At 71.0% G+C, this 15070-nt stretch carries 11 protein-coding genes; 4 read left to right on the top strand and 7 right to left on the bottom strand.

Annotated elements, in window-relative coordinates; translation table 11 throughout:
* Window positions 1–49: 49 nt before the first annotated feature.
* The 5 genes from LXT12_RS20035 to LXT12_RS20055 all read right to left on the bottom strand — a co-directional run bounded on the left by LXT12_RS20035 (window position 50) and on the right by LXT12_RS20055 (window position 6218).
* Window positions 50–1642, bottom strand: a complete 1593-nt coding sequence (locus LXT12_RS20035; RefSeq protein WP_233394067.1) for an acyl-CoA dehydrogenase family protein — start codon at window positions 1640–1642, stop codon at window positions 50–52.
* The gene (locus LXT12_RS20040) at window positions 1642–2799 is read right to left on the bottom strand and encodes a sensor domain-containing diguanylate cyclase (protein WP_233394068.1); all 1158 of its coding nucleotides are present in this window, start codon (window positions 2797–2799) and stop codon (window positions 1642–1644) included. Before LXT12_RS20040 ends, LXT12_RS20035 begins: the two co-directional genes overlap by 1 nt.
* A complete protein-coding gene (locus LXT12_RS20045) occupies window positions 2796–3260 on the bottom strand; it encodes a CreA family protein (protein WP_233394069.1) in 465 nt (154 codons plus the stop codon). The genes LXT12_RS20040 and LXT12_RS20045 overlap by 4 nt, the downstream gene beginning before the upstream one ends.
* Before the next feature lie 729 nt (window positions 3261–3989).
* Complete coding sequence (locus LXT12_RS20050) at window positions 3990–5297, bottom strand: alanine racemase (RefSeq protein WP_233394070.1); 1308 nt, start codon at window positions 5295–5297, stop codon at window positions 3990–3992.
* An 18-nt stretch (window positions 5298–5315) separates the two neighbouring features.
* Window positions 5316–6218, bottom strand: coding sequence for a diacylglycerol/lipid kinase family protein (locus tag LXT12_RS20055; RefSeq protein WP_233394071.1), 903 nt, complete (start codon window positions 6216–6218; stop codon window positions 5316–5318).
* Between the two features lie 112 nt (window positions 6219–6330).
* Here LXT12_RS20055 and LXT12_RS20060 point away from each other — a divergent pair, with 112 nt between their 5' ends.
* Window positions 6331–7521 (top strand): GGDEF domain-containing protein, encoded by a 1191-nt coding sequence (locus LXT12_RS20060; RefSeq protein ID WP_233394072.1) that lies wholly within the window; start codon window positions 6331–6333, stop codon window positions 7519–7521.
* A 306-nt stretch (window positions 7522–7827) separates the two neighbouring features.
* Here LXT12_RS20060 and LXT12_RS20065 read toward each other — a convergent pair whose 3' ends face one another.
* Complete coding sequence (locus LXT12_RS20065; protein WP_233394073.1) at window positions 7828–8409, bottom strand: TMEM175 family protein; 582 nt, start codon at window positions 8407–8409, stop codon at window positions 7828–7830.
* Between the two features lie 49 nt (window positions 8410–8458).
* On the opposite strand from LXT12_RS20065, the gene LXT12_RS20070 reads away from it, so the two are divergent.
* From LXT12_RS20070 to LXT12_RS20080, 3 genes are read left to right on the top strand one after another with little or no spacing between them, the layout of a single operon-like run.
* On the top strand, window positions 8459–9412 hold the full coding sequence (locus LXT12_RS20070) for a lytic transglycosylase domain-containing protein (RefSeq protein ID WP_233394074.1): 954 nt from the start codon (window positions 8459–8461) through the stop codon (window positions 9410–9412).
* Window positions 9413–9441: 29 nt separating this feature from the next.
* Window positions 9442–10602: a GGDEF domain-containing protein gene (locus tag LXT12_RS20075; protein ID WP_233394075.1), complete on the top strand. Its 1161-nt coding sequence runs from the start codon at window positions 9442–9444 to the stop codon at window positions 10600–10602.
* A gap of 40 nt (window positions 10603–10642) precedes the next feature.
* Window positions 10643–11689 (top strand): PDDEXK nuclease domain-containing protein, encoded by a 1047-nt coding sequence (locus tag LXT12_RS20080; protein WP_233394076.1) that lies wholly within the window; start codon window positions 10643–10645, stop codon window positions 11687–11689.
* 6 nt (window positions 11690–11695) lie between these two features.
* Here LXT12_RS20080 and icmF read toward each other — a convergent pair whose 3' ends face one another.
* Window positions 11696–14986, bottom strand: coding sequence for a fused isobutyryl-CoA mutase/GTPase IcmF (gene icmF, locus LXT12_RS20085; protein ID WP_233394077.1), 3291 nt, complete (start codon window positions 14984–14986; stop codon window positions 11696–11698).
* Between the last annotated feature and the right edge of the window lie 84 nt (window positions 14987–15070).

The following is a 15070-nucleotide window of genomic DNA, read 5'->3' on the forward strand; positions in this document are numbered from 1 at the left end:
GCCTCGGCATGTCGGAGAAGACCGACACGCCCGTGGCCGTCGCCCTTTCTCAGCCCGCCAGAGCGGCGTCCAGCAATTGCGCGGCCTGGGGCAGCGCCTGCGTCCCGACGAGGCGGCCCGCGCCGCCGAAGCGCGTGGCGACGAAGGCGTCGGCCGCGGCCGTGGAGGCCTGCTCGCGCATCAGCACGGCCTGGGCGCACAGCACCAGGCCCTGGGCCACGCGACGGGCCTGGGCTTCCAGGCCGGCGGGGTCGCCCGCCAGCAGGCGGCGCAGGCTGTCGGCCTCGGTCCGCACCGGCGCGTCGGCGCTGGCGGCGAAGCTGTCGAGCAGGGCCAGCGCCACTTCGGGCTCGCGGGCGATGGCACGCAGCACGTCCAGCGCCATGACGTTGCCCGAGCCCTCCCAGATGGAATTGACAGGCGCCTCGCGGTACAGCCGCGCGAGCACCCCGTCCTCGACGTAGCCATTGCCGCCCAGCAGCTCCATGGCTTCGCCCGTGCACTCGATGGCGCGCTTGCACACCCAGAGCTTGGCGGCCGGCGTCATCAGGCGCTGCCAGCCGGGCTCGGCCTGCTCGAAGCCGCGTGCCAGGCGCAGCATCAGCCGCATCGCGGCCTCGCTCTCCAGCGCCAGGTCGGCCAGCACTGTCTGCATCAGCGGCTGCTCGGCCAGGCGGCGCCCGAAGGCCTGGCGCTCGCGGGCGTTGTGCAGGGCCTGCACGAGGCCGGCGCGCAGCAGCGCGGCGCTGCCGATGACGCAGTTCAGCCGGGTGTAGCCGGCCATCTCGATGAGGGTGGGAATGCCGCGGCCTTCGTCGCTGACGCGGCGCGCCCAGGCGCCGTGGAACTCGACCTCGCTGCTGCAGTTGCTGCGGTTGCCGAGCTTGTCCTTCAGGCGCATGACCACGACGGCGTTGCGTTCGCCGTCGGGTGTGTAGCGAGGCAGCCAGAAGCAGGTCGGCCCCGCCTCGGTGCGGGCCAGCACGAGGTGGGCGTCGCTGGTGGGCGCCGAGAAGAACCACTTGTGGCCGGTGATGCGGTAGCTGCCGTCGGCCTGCTCGGCGGCGGTGGTGGCGACGCGGCGCAGGTCCGAGCCCCCCTGTTTCTCGGTCATGCCCATGCCGACCCAGATGGAGGCCTTGTCGGCGATGGGCGCCTCGCGCGGGTCATGTTCGCGGCTGAAGAGCTTGTCGCGCAGCGGCGCGAAGAGCTCGGGCTGACGGGCCAGCACGGGGATCGCGGCCTGGGTCATGGTGGCCGGGCACAGCGAGCCGGCCTCCACCTGGCCGTGCAGGTAGCAGCCGGCCGCGAAGGCGGCCCAGCGGCCGGGGGTGTCGGTGGCGAAGGCGTCGGCCACCAGGCCCTGGCGGCGGTACATGGACAGCAGTTCGTGCCAGGCGGGATGGAAGTCGACGAGGTCCACGCGCCGGCCGCGGGCGTCGAGCTGGCGCAGCTCGGGGCCGTGGCGGTTGGCGTCGCGGGCGAGCTGGGCGGTCCGCGTACTGCCGAGTTCGGCGCCGTAGCGGGTCAACGGCTCGACGGCCTGGGGCGCAGCCGAGCGCAGCGCGGCCAGCAGCGCGGGGTCCGTGCTGAGGAGGTTATGGCCGACCCATTCGTCGACCAGGTTGTCCGCAGTGGGCATCAGTCCGAGATTCCTGGTTCGGCCAGCATCTGCCCGCCACCGGCGCGGCGGGCCTCGTAGAGGGCGGTCTCGGCGCGGCGCTGCAGGTCGGGCAGGCCGCGGTCGCCAGGGCGAAGCTTGGCCCAGCCGGCGCTGAAGGACAAGGGCAGCCCCAGCTCGGCCTGAGCCCGCTCGGCCAGGGCGGCGCGCAGCCGGCGGTCCAGGGCCAGCGGGCCTTCGGGCAGGCAGCGCGCCATCATCACGCCGAATTGCTGGCCGCTCAGGCGGCCCGCCAGGTCGCCCAGGCGGGCCTGGGCCTGCACGCAGCTGGCGAAGAGGGCCAGGGCCCCGTCGGCGAAGTCGGTGCCGCGCTCCTCCTGCAGCGCAGCGAAGCCGTCCAGCTCCAGCACCACCAGGGCCAGGGGCTCGTCGAAGCGGCGGGCCATGGCGATCAGCTCCACCGAGCGCCTGCCGAAAGCGTTGCCGTCGATGAGGCCGGTCAGGCCGTCGGTCTGGGCCAGGCGGGCGAGTTCTGCCTCGGTCTGGCCGCGCCAGGCCAGCAGCAGCATGGGCAGCAGCAGCAACAGGGCGAGCTGGCCGGCGAGGGCGAGCAGCAGGTCGGACCAGGGGGCCGGGTCGTGCAGCAGCGTGGTGGCGGCGCGGCAGAGCATGGCCGCCAGCAGGGGCAGCACGGCGGCCAGGCCCAGCAGGCGCCAGCGCCGTGTGGCCAGGCCCTGGACCACGGCGCTGCGGCCCGGCAGCGTCAGCGTCACGCCCACCCAGGCGAGCTGGCCGCCGAGGGCGAGGTCGGCGACGGTCTGGGCGGCGCCGCGGTCGGGCGCCAGCCCCGCGTAGGCGGCGCCCAGCAGCGGCGGCAGCGCGGTCATCACGTAGCGACCGGGCCGGGGCGTGAGCCACAGGCCGAGGGCCCACCACAGGCAGGACAGGCCCAGGCTGATCAGGCCGACGCCGGCGCCCTGCAGCCAGCGCGCGTCGGGCCGCAGGCCGCCGAGGGCGGGGCTGACCAGCGCCAGCCCGATGGCCAGGGCCAGCAGGCCCGCCTGCGCCCAGCGGCCACCGGCCTTGGCGTCGCGCCAGCCGACGAGGGTGATGAGCACCAGCGCCGAGGCCAGCGCCTGCATGGGCATCAGGGCATGGAGCGCTTGGGCAAAACTCATTTCTTGAGCGGGATGGGTGTCTCGCGGCCCACCGGCACGGCGGTGACGCTGTTCTTGGGCGAGCCGTCGATGAGGCGGTCGGAGTAGGTCAGGTAGACCAGGGTGTTGCGCGAGGCGTCCACCATGCGGACGATGCGCAGCCGCTTGAAGACCAGGGAGATGCGCTCGTTGAACACCTCTTCCTGCACGGCCAGGGGCTGGCGGATCTGGATGGGGCCGACCTGGCGGCAGGCGATGGAGGCCTCGGCCTTGTCCTCGGCGATGCCGATGGCGCCCTTGAGTCCGCCGGTCTTGGCCCGCGACACGTAGCAGGCGACGCCCTGGACCTTGGGGTCGTCGTAGACGTCGACGACGATCTTGTGGTCGGGCCCCAGGAGCTTGAAGGCGGTGTCCACGGAGCCGATGGGGTCGGCGTGGGCTAGCGCGGTCGCGGCCAGCAGGAGGAGGGCGGCGTGCTTCATGGGGGCAGTCTATGGCTTGTTGGGCGGTGGGCGGTGGTTGGGTTGTTGGTTGCTTTTGCTCGGAGCCTTTGTGGTTCGATGCGGTGTGTGGTTGGTCGGGTTGCTTTTGCCTGGAGCCTTTGGCGTTCGTTGCACCGCCGCGGGAATCCGCCCCGCGAGGGCGGGTAACTTTCTTCTGTCGCGCCAGAAGAAAGTCACCAAAGAAGAGGCGCCCTCAATCGAGGGCCTTGATGCGCTGAACGCCAAGAAGCACCTCGAGGCGATCCGCTTCGCTCTCGCTGCTGTCCTTATCACCAGAACCATCCATCCACTGCCAGCCCGCCTAACGCGCGGCTGCACGCCGTGCTCACGAGTGGAAATTCAAGCAATGCAAGCGTCGCTCGGGCGACGCGTCGTGGGGTGTGGTGCCTTCACTGGTGAGCCCGGCGTGCAGCCGGCGTTAACCGGCGTGAAGGTCCGATACGTGGTGCTCGGCATAGGGACAGCGGCGAGAGCGCAGCGGGTCGCTTCTGGGCGGTAGCCGGGCGGTCGTTCTCGCGCGCGAGCCTTGGCGGGCTGCTGCCAGCTTGCGGTTCAGCGCCTCTCTTTTGGTGACTTTTCTCTGGCGCGACAGAGAAAAGTTACCCGCCCGCCGGGGCGGACTCCCGGCTCGGTGTATCGAGTCCAAAGGCTCCTTGCAAAAGCATCCCGACCACACCGCACCGAGCCGCAAAGGCTCCAACCACCCCCTCACTCAAACCGCGTCGTGATCGCATCCACCACCCGGTCGTCCTCGTCGACCACCGCCATCCAGGCCCATTTGTCGAAGGTGGTGCAGGGATGCGAAGGCCCCAGCGCCACGCGATCGCCCACGGCCGGCCCCGAGGTCGCCGCCGGGTCCCAGCGCAGGTAGGCGTGCTGGTCGTTCAGCCCCGTGACTCGCCAGCCCGACGGCGCCACGCCCCGCCGCTGCGCCCCGCGCGGCAGGTGCCAGACCGGCGGCGGCCAGCCCTGGTCGAAGGAGACGTCGCGGCGGCCGGCGTTGAGCAGGGCCAGGCCCGGCTCGGGCGTGGACAGCACCTGCGTCCAGACCTCCAGCGCCGGCTGCAGGCTGGGCGCGGACAAGGGCGTGCCCATGCGCTCGTCCATGCGCTGCATGTAGCGGCCATAGTGCTCGTGGTCGTGGCAGACGTAGCAGCCCGAGCGCAGCAGGCCCAGCCGCGGCGCCCGGCCCGGCGCGCCGGCGAGCACCGGCGCCACCAGGTCGAACAGCGCCGAGCCGCCGCCGCTGAGCCACACCGAGTGCGCGTCGGCGCCGATCAGGCCCTCGGCCTCGATGTCGGCCAGCAGGGCCTCGATGCGGGACTGCCACTGCTGCATCAGCGCCCGGTCCGGCCCCGTCTCGCCGCTGACCTGAAGGCCCTCGTAGAAGCCGATGCCGCGCAGCCGCAGCGCCGGGTGGGCCTTCAGGGCCCGCGCCAGGGCCAGCGCCGGCCCGTGCTCGCGCAGGCCGCAGCGCGAGGTGCCGAGCTCGATCAGCACGTCGACCCGCGCCTCGCCCGCGCCCAGCGAGGCCCAGTGACCGGCCAACTGGTCGAGCTGGGCCTGCGAGTCGACGAAGAAGGCCAGCTCCACGCCCGGGTAGCGGCGGCGCAGCGCCAGCAGCTCGGCCAGCTCGGCGGCATTGACGAGCTGGTTGGCGATGAGGGCGCGGCGGGCGCCGGCCGCCAGGCCCGTGCTCAGCTGGTGCACGTTGGCGAAGGTCAGGCCCCAGGCCCCGGCGTCGAGCTGGCGCTGGAAGAGCTGCGGGCTCATCGTCGTCTTGCCGTGCGGCGCGAGCTGCACGCCGTGGCGGGTGGCGAAGTCCTGCATCCAGGCGATGTTGTGGGCGAGGGCCTGGCGGCGCACGACGGCCAGGGGCAGGGGCAGCTCGTTGCCGTGAAGCGTCCAGCCGCGCGAGGCCACGTCGGCCAGCGGCAGCGGCGGCTGCAGCGCGGGAAAGCCTTTCAGCCAGGGGCCCAGCCAGCCGGGGCGAGGGGTGTCGTCGAGGGAATCCATGGCGCCATCATCGCGCGCTCAGGACGGCAGCCGGACCACCTGCAGCGCCGCCGGCCGCAGGCGCACGGTGACGTCGGCGGCCGAGGGCAGGGGCTCGCCGTCCACGGCCAGCGGGATGGGCTGCGCGCTGCCGAGATGCAGGGCCCTGAAGCCGCTGAGTGCGACCTTGGGATGGCGCAGATGCAGGCCGGTGAGCAGCAGCGGCATCATGGCCAGGGCCCCCAGTCGGCCGAAGGCGCCGGCGCGCAGCAGCTGCAGTTCGCCGTCGTCCACGCGGGCGCCGGGCGCGGCCGGCATGCCGCTGCCGTAGGTGGGCGTGTTGAGGCTGGAGGCGAAGAGCAGGGGGCCGTCGTGCAGCAGGGCGCCGTCGGCCTCGACGCGCAGGCGCTGCACGCGAAGCCGGCCGATCTCGACGAGCGTGGCCCACAGGTAGCGCGGCTGGCCGCGCAGCCACTTCGGTGCGGCGTGGGCGCGCAGGGCGATGGCGGCGTCGAAGCCGGCGGTGAGGCTGGACATGAAGAGACGGGGCGCCGCCCCGGGCGTGGTCAGCTCGCCGAGGTCCATGGGGGAGGCCGGCGCGCCGCGGGCATGGGCCAGGGCCTCGCGCCAGGACAGGCGGGCCAGGCCCAGTGCCCGGGCGAGGTCGTTGCCGGTGCCGCTCGGCAGCAGGGCCAGTTGCAGCCGCCGCTCGACCAGGGCCGGCAGCAGTTGATGGACGGTGCCGTCACCTCCGGCCACCAGGACGCGGCTGCCTTCGGGCAAGGCCAGCAGGCGCTGGCGGGCGGCGGCGACGTTGTCGGGCAGCACCAGGGGCACCTGGGAGAGGGCGGCCCGCAGCGGTTCGGCGAGGGCGGCGCAGCGGCCGTTGGCGGCGTGCGGATTGAGCAGGCAGAGAGCGGGGGCCAGGGCAGGAGCGGTCACTTCGGCATTGAAGCCGGGCACCGCCGGCCGCGCCATCGGCGCAGACCCTGGCGGCGCCGGCCGGCGCGCCTGCCTACACTGACCGCAAACCGGGAAAGGGAGCGGAGTCCGCATGACGCTGCATGTGCCGACGCTGGTGCTGATGCTGGTGATCGGCTACGGGCTGTTGACGCTGTTGCTCGCCGTCGCGGGGCATGGAGGCCTCAAGCGCGGCGAGCTGCGCCAGCTCGGCTGGGCCGCCCAGGCGCTGTGCCTGGGCTTCCTGTGCTTCGCGCTGCGGCCCTGGCTGCCGGGCTGGCTGTCGCTGCTGGGCGGCAACCTGCTGCTGATGGTGGGCCTGGCTCTGTTCGCCGCGGCGCTGTCCTGGCATCTGCTCAACCGTGGGCTATCGAACTGGTTCCTCGGCCTGCTGGTCGCCGCCGCGATGAGCGTGCCCCTCGTGCTGGACGCCACGACGCCGCTGCGCGTGGGCGTCATGTCAGGGGCGATGGCGGTGCTGCTGCTGCCGTCGACCGTGGCGGCGCTGCGACATGGCTGGCGGGGCGAGCTGTCCTTCCGCGTCGTTGCGCTGATGCTGCTGCTGGCCTGCTCGGCCCTGGTGGCACGGCTGGTCTATGCCGTCTGGTGGGCCGGCGCCGGGCCGGCCGCCGGGGGCGAGGCGGCGTTCTGGAGCGGCGCCATCTTCATGCTGGCCTTCATGGCGGTGCTGGCGGCGGGCTTCGGCTTCGTGCTGGCGGGCTTCGAGCGCATGGCCAGCCAGATGCGCAAGCTGGCCAGCGTCGACGGCCTGACCGGTGCCTTCAACCACAACACCACCGTGTCGCTGCTGGCGCACACGTTGGAGCGCGGCCGGCGCGAGAACCAGCCGGTCAGCTTCGTCATGCTGGACCTGGACCATTTCAAGCAGGTCAACGACCGCCATGGCCACGTCGTCGGCGACGCTGTGCTGCGCGCCGTGGCCGCCTGCACGCGGGCGCGGCTGCGCGGCTCGGACGTGCTCGGCCGCCTGGGCGGCGAGGAGTTCGGCCTGGTGCTGCCGGCCACCGGCCTCAGCGGCGCCCGCCACCTGGCCGAGCAGGTGCGCCTGGCCGTCGAGGGCCTGGCGCTGGAGGGCGACGGCGGCCGGCCACTGCGGGTGACGCTGTCCGCCGGTGTCGCCGAGGCCGCGCGCAGCGACACGCCCGAGACCCTCATCCACCTGGCCGACAAGGCCCTCTACCAGGCCAAACAGCAGGGCCGCAACCGCGTCGTCGTGGCCGACGACTGGATGCGCAACTCGACGCTGCAGAGCGTGGTGGGTTGAGCGCGGGGCGGCGCGCGGCCTCGACCCGCTGGCGCCGCTCGGCGCTGCCGGGCAGGTCGGCCAGCGTGGCGATGCGGCCGAAGTCGCCCATGGCTCCGGCCTGCCCGGGCTCGGCCCCTCGCGTTCCCAGAAGCCGAAGCCGCAGTGCGCCTTGAAGGCCGACATGCCGCACAGCAGCTTGCCGTCCAGCAGGTAGTGCGGCCGGCTCCATGCACGTCGGCGGGCAGCCGCGTCAGGACGGGGCGGGCGAAGTCGGCCGCAACGGCGATGTAGCCGTCGCGACGCGTGGGTCGGGTGCGGCCATGGTCACTCCCCGTGTCTGAGGTGGTGTTCGATGCGCCGGTCCGGCACCAGCCACAGCGCCGCGACGAGGGCATAACCCGCCAGTGACAGGCCCACGTGCACGAAGGCCAGGCCGATGGAGGCCAGGTAGATCACGGGCGAGACCTTGCCCTTCCAGTCCCGCCCCAGGGCCTGGGCCAGGCCGGTGTTGGCGCCGGGCAGGCACAGCAGGGCGCGCTGCAGCAGCACCCAGGCCAGGGCCGCCATCACCAGCACGCCGCCGTAGACGGCCACCGGCAGGGGCGCGAAATGGTTCTCCCCCATCCAGCCCGTGGCAAAGGGCATCAGCGACAGCCAGAACAGCAGGTGCAGGTTGGGCCAGAGCACGGCGCCGGAGATCTTGTGCACCGCGTGCAGCAGATGGTGGTGGTTGTTCCAGTAGATACCGACGTAGACGAAGCTCAGCACATAGGACAGCAGCACCGGCCACAGCGGTGCGAGCGCCTGCCAGTCGCTGCCGTGCGGCACCTTCATCTCCAGCACCATGATGGTGATGATGATGGCGATGACGCCGTCGCTGAAGGCTTCGAGCCGGGTCTTGTTCATGCGGACGAGTCTAGACTTCCGCCGCTTCGCCAAGCCCCACCTGCCGTCCGTGAGAACCCTGTTCCTGTCCCTGCTGACCGCGCCATGCCTGGCACTCGCCCAGCTGCCCTCGCTGACACTGGAGCAGTTGCCCCGCCCCACCATGCCGCCCGGCGAGCGCGGGCCGGTCGTGCCCGCGCAGGTGGAGCGTTGGCGGCAGGAGGCCAAGGCGCTGGAATACGGCGACGGCGTGCGGCGCGACGAGGTGGCCGCGGCCAAGCTCTACTGCCGCGCGGCCCGCTACGGCGACGCCGAGGCGCAGTACAGCCTCGGCTGGATGCTGACCAACGCCCGCGGCATCCAGCGCAACGACGCCGAGGCTGCCCACCTGTTCGCCGCCGCCGCGGAGCAGGGCATGGAGCAAGCGCAGAACATGCTCGACGCCATGGGCGGCACGCCGCTGGGCGACCCGCCGCCCTGCCTGCGTCCGCCCGAGGCCGACCCCGCGCCCGTCGTCCAGGCCCCCAAGGCGGCCCCGCCCCGCATGCTGGCGGCCCTGCCGCCGCCGCCGAACGCGCCGCCGGCCGTGGTCACCTTCGTCAACCTGGTGGCGCCCGAGTACAAGCTCTCGCCGGCCCTGGTGCTGGCCCTGATGGCGACGGAGTCCAATTTCGACCCGCTGGCCCGCTCGCCCAAGAACGCCCAGGGCCTGATGCAGCTGCTGCCCGACACGGCCCTGCGCTTCAAGGCCACCAAGCTGAGCGACCCGGCCCAGAACATCCGCGCCGGCATGGCCTACCTGCGCTGGCTGCTGGCCTATTACGAAGGCGACATCGCCCTGGCGCTGGCCGGCTATAACGCCGGCGAGAAGGCCGTGGACCGCTACCTCGGCGTGCCGCCCTATGCCGAGACGCGCCTGTATGTGAGAAAAATCATGGCCGCCATCGGCGGGCAGAGGATTCACCCCTTCGATGCGGGCATCGTGTCGCCATCGCCGATGCTGCTGAGGCTGCGCCGGGGCTGAGAGCCTCCCCGGCGACCGTTTCCCCGTTCATGCCCGTCCTCGAGCCTTTGCACACCGACACGCTGCTGCGCGTGTTCCAACTCGTCACCGCCATGCTGGCGGTGGCCACGCTCGGCGGCGCCTGGCACCTCAAGGCCGACCGGGCGCTGTGGTACTGGGCCGGTGCCTTCGCCGCGGCGGCCCTGACCCAGGGGGCCCGCGTCCTCGTCTTTGCGCTGCAATGGCCGGTCACGCTGCTGTCGGTGGGTCATCTCGGCGGGCTGCTGTCGGCGCTGATGGTGCTGCTGGGCCTGCGCACCTACCTCGGGCTGCCGCTGCGCTGCCGCGTGCCGCTGCTGTTCACGGCGGCGGCCAGCGTCGGCGCCTTCGCGTTGACCGCGCTGACCGGCGTGCTCTGGCCTTCGCTCATCCTGACCCTGCTGGCCTCCGCCGTCCTCACCATCCCGGCCTCGCGGGCCGCGCTGCGGGCCTGGCGCGAGCAGCGGGGCTTCCCGCTCGGGCTGCTGACGGCGGTGCTGGTCGGCAGCGCCGTCGTCGAGGTAGCGCGGGCCGTGGCCGTCAGCCCGCTGGTGTCGGCGACGCGTGAGCAGCTGATGACCTACAACGCCTTCGGCCTGCTGTGCCTGATCGGCCTGGTCATCGGCCAGGCCCTGGCCATGCTGCTGCTGATGCAGGACCGGGCGCTGCGGCAGATCGAGCGTCTCATCGAGGTGGATGTCCTCACCGGGCTGCTGAACCGCCGCGGCTTCGACGAGAGGCTGAGGCGGCTGATGCGGCGCGGCGGCCCGCAGCCCCCCTTGCTGGCGGTGCTGGACGTGGACCATTTCAAGCGCATCAACGACACCCACGGCCACAGCGTGGGCGACGCCGTGCTCAGCCGCGTCGGCGAGCGCTTGCGCGGCGTGCTGCGCCCGCAGGACCTGGCCGTGCGCCTGGGCGGCGAGGAGTTCGCGGTCATCTGGCTGCAGCCCGAGGCCGGCGCCGAGGCACGCCTGGGCGAGCGCCTGCGCCTGGCCATCGCGGCCCTGCCCTTCGAGACCAGCGCCGGCCCGCTGAGCGTCACCGCCAGCATCGGCGTGGCCCAGGCCCGCGGTCCCGAGGAGGCACCGGAGGCCCTCTTCAGCCGCGCCGACGCGGCGCTCTACGAGGCCAAGCGCTCGGGGCGCGACCGGGTGGTGCTGGCGGGGTGAGGCGGCGCGTTGGCGGTCTGACTTCGGGTAGCCTTGGCCTATGTCCGAACCACTGCCGGTTTCTCTGACCCAGCCGCCCACCGGCTATGCGGAATGGCTGAGCGAACTGAAGGCTCGAATCGCCAGCGCGCAGCAACGCTCGGCATTGGCCGTGAACCGCGAGCTGGTGTCGCTGTATTGGCAGATCGGCCGGGACATTCTTGCGCGCCAGGCGGCCCAGGGCTGGGGTGCCAAGGTGATCGAACGACTGTCCCACGACCTGAGGACTGCGTTTCCGCACATCAAAGGCTTCTCGCGTGCCAACCTGTTGTACATGCGGGCATTTGCGGAGGCCTGGCCTGATGCGGAATTGGTCCAGCAGGCTGTTGGACATTTGCCCTGGGGGCACAACCTGGTCCTGTTGGCCAAGCTGAAGGACAACGCCCACCGATTGGCCTACGCGCGCAGAGCGCTGGAGCAGGGATGGTCGCGCAATGCCCTGACGCATCACATCGAAAGCAAGCTGCTCGAGCGGGAAGGGCAGGCGCAGACCAATTTCGCAGTCAATCTGCCCGCGCAGGGGTCGGATCTGGCCCAGGCTGCGTTGAAGGACCCCTATCTGTTCGATTTCTTGGAACTGGCCGCCGAAGCCCAGGAACGAGACATCGAGGTGGCCTTGGTCAGTCACATTTCCCGCTTCCTGCTCGAACTCGGCGCGGGCTTCGCCTTCGTTGGACGCCAGGTTCACATCGAGGTCGGCGGCGACGACTTCTTCATCGACCTGCTCTTCTACCACCTCAAGCTCCACTGCTATGTCGTCGTGGAACTGAAGGCCGGCGCCTTCAAGCCCGAGCATGCGGGGCAACTGGGCTTCTATCTCACTGCCGTGGACGCCCAGGTCAAAACGCCGGAAGACGGACCGACGATCGGACTGCTGCTGTGCAAGTCAAAGAACCGCGTGGTGGCCGAATACGCGCTGCGGGACAGCCACAAGCCTATAGGGGCGGCTGAATATCAGCTCATCGCTTCCTTGCCCGCCGAGCTCCAGACCAGCCTGCCCAGCATCGAACAGATCGAGCGCGAACTGCGCGACCTGCCCGACGACTGACCGCATTCACATGCTGCGGCGGTACTGCCCGCCCACTTCGAACAGTGCGCTGGTGATCTGGCCCAGCGAGCAGACGCGCACGGCGTCCATCAGCACCTCGAACACGTTGCGGTTCTCGATGACGGCCTGCTGCAGCCGCGCCAGCATGGCCGGCGCCTCGGCCGCGTGGCGCTGGTGGAAGTCGGCCAGGCGCTTGAGCTGCGACTGCTTCTCTTCCTCGGTCGAGCGCGCCAGCTCGATGTGCTCCGGCACCGGGTCGCCCTTGGGGTTGCGGAAGGTGTTGACGCCGATGATGGGGTACTCGCCCGTGTGCTTGAGCATCTCGTAGTGCAGGCTCTCCTCCTGGATGCGCCCGCGCTGGTAGCCCGTCTCCATGGCGCCGAGCACGCCGCCGCGCTCGCTGATGCGCTCGAACTCGGCGAGCACGGCTTCCTCCACCAGCTCGGTCAGCTCGTCGACGATGAAGGCGCCCTGGTTGGGGTTCTCGTTCTTGGCCAGGCCCCACTCGCGGTTGATGATCAGCTGGATGGCCATCGCGCGGCGCACGCTGTCCTCGGTGGGCGTCGTGATGGCCTCGTCGAAGGCGTTGGTGTGCAGGCTGTTGCAGTTGTCGTAGATGGCGATCAGGGCCTGCAGCGTCGTGCGGATGTCGTTGAAGGCGATCTCCTGGGCATGCAGGCTGCGGCCCGAGGTCTGGACGTGGTACTTCAGCTTCTGGCTGCGCTCGTTGGCGCCGTAACGGTCGCGCATCGCCACGGCCCAGATGCGGCGCGCGACGCGGCCGAGCACGGTGTACTCCGGGTCCATGCCGTTGCTGAAGAAGAAGCTCAGGTTGGGCGCGAAGTCGTCGATGTGCATGCCGCGCGCGAGATACGCCTCCACGAAGGTGAAGCCGTTGGACAGCGTCAGCGCCAGCTGGCTGATGGGGTTGGCCCCGGCCTCGGCGATGTGATAGCCCGAGATGCTCACCGAGTAGAAGTTGCGCACGTTGTGGTGCACAAAGTACTCGGCGATGTCGCCCATCACCTTCAGGCTGAACTCGGTCGAGAAGATGCAGGTGTTCTGGCCCTGGTCTTCCTTCAGGATGTCGGCCTGCACGGTCCCGCGCACATTGGCCAGCACCCAGTCCTTGATCTTGGCGGCCTCGTCGGCGGTGGGGTCGCGGCCGTTGTCGGCGCGGAACTTCGCCAGGTTCTGGTCGATGGCCGTGTTCATGAACATCGCCAGGATGCTCGGCGCCGGGCCGTTGATCGTCATCGACACAGAAGTGCTCGGGTTGCACAGGTCGAAGCCGTCGTACAGAACCTTCATGTCGTCCAGCGTCGCGATGCTGACGCCGCTGTTGCCGACCTTGCCGTAGATGTCCGGCCGCGGCGCGGGGTCGGCGCCGTAGAGCGTGACCGAGTCGAAGGCCGTGGACAGGCGCTTGGCCGGCATGCCTCCACTCACGAGCTTGAAGCGGCGGTTGGTGCGGAAGGCGTCGCCTTCGCCGGCGAACATGCGGGTCGGGTCCTCGCCCTCGCGCTTGAACGCGAACACGCCGGCGGCATAGGGGAAGCTGCCCGGCACGTTCTCCAGCATCAGCCACTTCAGCAGCTCGCCGTGGCATTCGTAGCCGGGCAGCACCACCTTGCGGATCTTGGTGCCCGACAGGCTCTGCGTGACGAGGGACGTGCGGATCTCCTTGTCGCGGATCTTCACCACGTACTCGTCGCCCGCGTAGGCCTTGACCATGTCGGGCCACTGGGCGAGCAGCTGGCGGGCGTCGCCGTCGAGCCGCGCGCGGCGCGCCTCGGCCAGCTCGCCCAGCGCATCGCGGGCGCGGTGCTTGTCGGGGTTGGCCGCTTCGAGCATGGCGCGGCTGGCTTCCAGCTGCTGGATTTCGCGGGCCAGCGCCGCCTGGCGGCGGGCGCGGGCCTTGTAGCTGCGCACGGTCTCGCTGATGTCGGCGAGATAGCGCACCCGGTTGGGCGGCACGATGGGGGTCTGGTGGGTGCTGTGGCGGGTGCTCACCATCGGCAGACGGCCTTCGCCGAGCTTGAGGCCCAGGGCGCCGAGGCGCACCTTGAGCGCCTGGTACAGCGCCGTCACGCCGTCGTCGTTGAAGCGGCTGGCCATGGTGCCGAACACGGGCATGGCCTCGGGCGGCTGGCCGAAGGCCTCGCGGTTGCGCTGCACCTGCTTGGCCACGTCGCGCAGGGCGTCGAGCGAGCCCTTGCGGTCGAACTTGTTGATGGCGACGAACTCGGCGAAGTCCAGCATGTCGATCTTCTCGAGCTGGCTGGCCGCGCCGAACTCGGGCGTCATCACGTACATCGGCACGTCCACCAGCGGCACGATGGCGGCGTCGCCCTGGCCGATGCCCGAGGTCTCGACGATGACGAGGTCGAAGCCCGCCACCTTGGCCGCGGCGATGACATCGGGCAGGGCCGGGGAGATTTCCGAGCCGAAGTCGCGCGTGGCCAGCGAGCGCATGAAGACGCGCGCACCGTTCTGCCACGGGCCGATGGCGTTCATGCGGATGCGGTCGCCCAGCAGGGCGCCGCCGCTCTTGCGGCGCGAGGGGTCGATGGAGACGAGGGCCACGCGCAGGCTGTCGCCCTGGTCCAGGCGCAGGCGGCGGATCAGCTCGTCGGTCAGGCTGGACTTGCCGGCGCCGCCGGTGCCGGTGATGCCCAGCACCGGGGTCTTGATGCCCTGGGCTTGCGAGCGCAGCGCGTCGACGAGGCCCGCATCGGCCTTGCCGTTCTCCAGTGCCGTCAACAGTTGCGCCAGCGAACGCCAGGCGGATTCGGAGTGGCCGGTGATGGCGGCCAAACTCCGCGGCGCATGGACGCTGAAGTCCTGGTCGGCCTTCATGACCATCTCGCCGATCATGCCTTGCAGGCCCATGCGCTGGCCGTCCTCGGGGCTGAAGATGCGCACGCCGTGCTCGGCCAGCTCGCGGATCTCGGCCGGCACGATGACGCCGCCGCCGCCGCCGAAGACCTGGATGTGCTCGCCGCCGCGCTCCTTGAGCAGCTGCACCATGTACTTGAAGTACTCCACGTGGCCGCCCTGGTAGGAGCTGATGGCGATGCCCTGGGCGTCCTCCTGCAGCGCGGCGGTGACGACCTCGTCCACCGAGCGGTTGTGCCCGAGGTGGATGACCTCGGCGCCCATGTTCTGCAGGATGCGCCGCATGATGTTGATGGCGGCGTCATGCCCGTCGAACAGGCTGGCGGCGGTGACGAAACGGACCTTGTGGGTCGGGCGGTACTCGGCCAGCGCCTTGTGTTCGGCGGCGAGATCGGTCATGGCTGTCTCCTTGCTGGGCCGGGATTTTAGGCGGCTAATTGACGTTAACGTCAATTGAGCGGGGGCTAGGGTTATCCGGGTGCC

The sequence above is a fragment of the Pelomonas caseinilytica genome (genome assembly GCF_021353235.1).
GTDB lineage: Bacteria > Pseudomonadota > Gammaproteobacteria > Burkholderiales > Burkholderiaceae_C > Pelomonas > Pelomonas caseinilytica.

What these genes read in the sequence shown, in the direction of transcription:
- LXT12_RS20035 (WP_233394067.1), bottom strand. Translation starts at nt 1,642, where the DNA reads ATGCCCACTGCGGACAACCTGGTCGACGAATGGGTCGGCCATAACCTC.
- LXT12_RS20040 (WP_233394068.1), bottom strand. Translation starts at nt 2,799, where the DNA reads ATGAGTTTTGCCCAAGCGCTCCATGCCCTGATGCCCATGCAGGCGCTG.
- LXT12_RS20045 (WP_233394069.1), bottom strand. Translation starts at nt 3,260, where the DNA reads ATGAAGCACGCCGCCCTCCTCCTGCTGGCCGCGACCGCGCTAGCCCAC.
- LXT12_RS20050 (WP_233394070.1), bottom strand. Translation starts at nt 5,297, where the DNA reads ATGGATTCCCTCGACGACACCCCTCGCCCCGGCTGGCTGGGCCCCTGG.
- LXT12_RS20060 (WP_233394072.1), top strand. Translation starts at nt 6,331, where the DNA reads ATGACGCTGCATGTGCCGACGCTGGTGCTGATGCTGGTGATCGGCTAC.
- LXT12_RS20065 (WP_233394073.1), bottom strand. Translation starts at nt 8,409, where the DNA reads ATGAACAAGACCCGGCTCGAAGCCTTCAGCGACGGCGTCATCGCCATC.
- LXT12_RS20075 (WP_233394075.1), top strand. Translation starts at nt 9,442, where the DNA reads ATGCCCGTCCTCGAGCCTTTGCACACCGACACGCTGCTGCGCGTGTTC.
- LXT12_RS20080 (WP_233394076.1), top strand. Translation starts at nt 10,643, where the DNA reads ATGTCCGAACCACTGCCGGTTTCTCTGACCCAGCCGCCCACCGGCTAT.
- icmF (WP_233394077.1), bottom strand. Translation starts at nt 14,986, where the DNA reads ATGACCGATCTCGCCGCCGAACACAAGGCGCTGGCCGAGTACCGCCCG.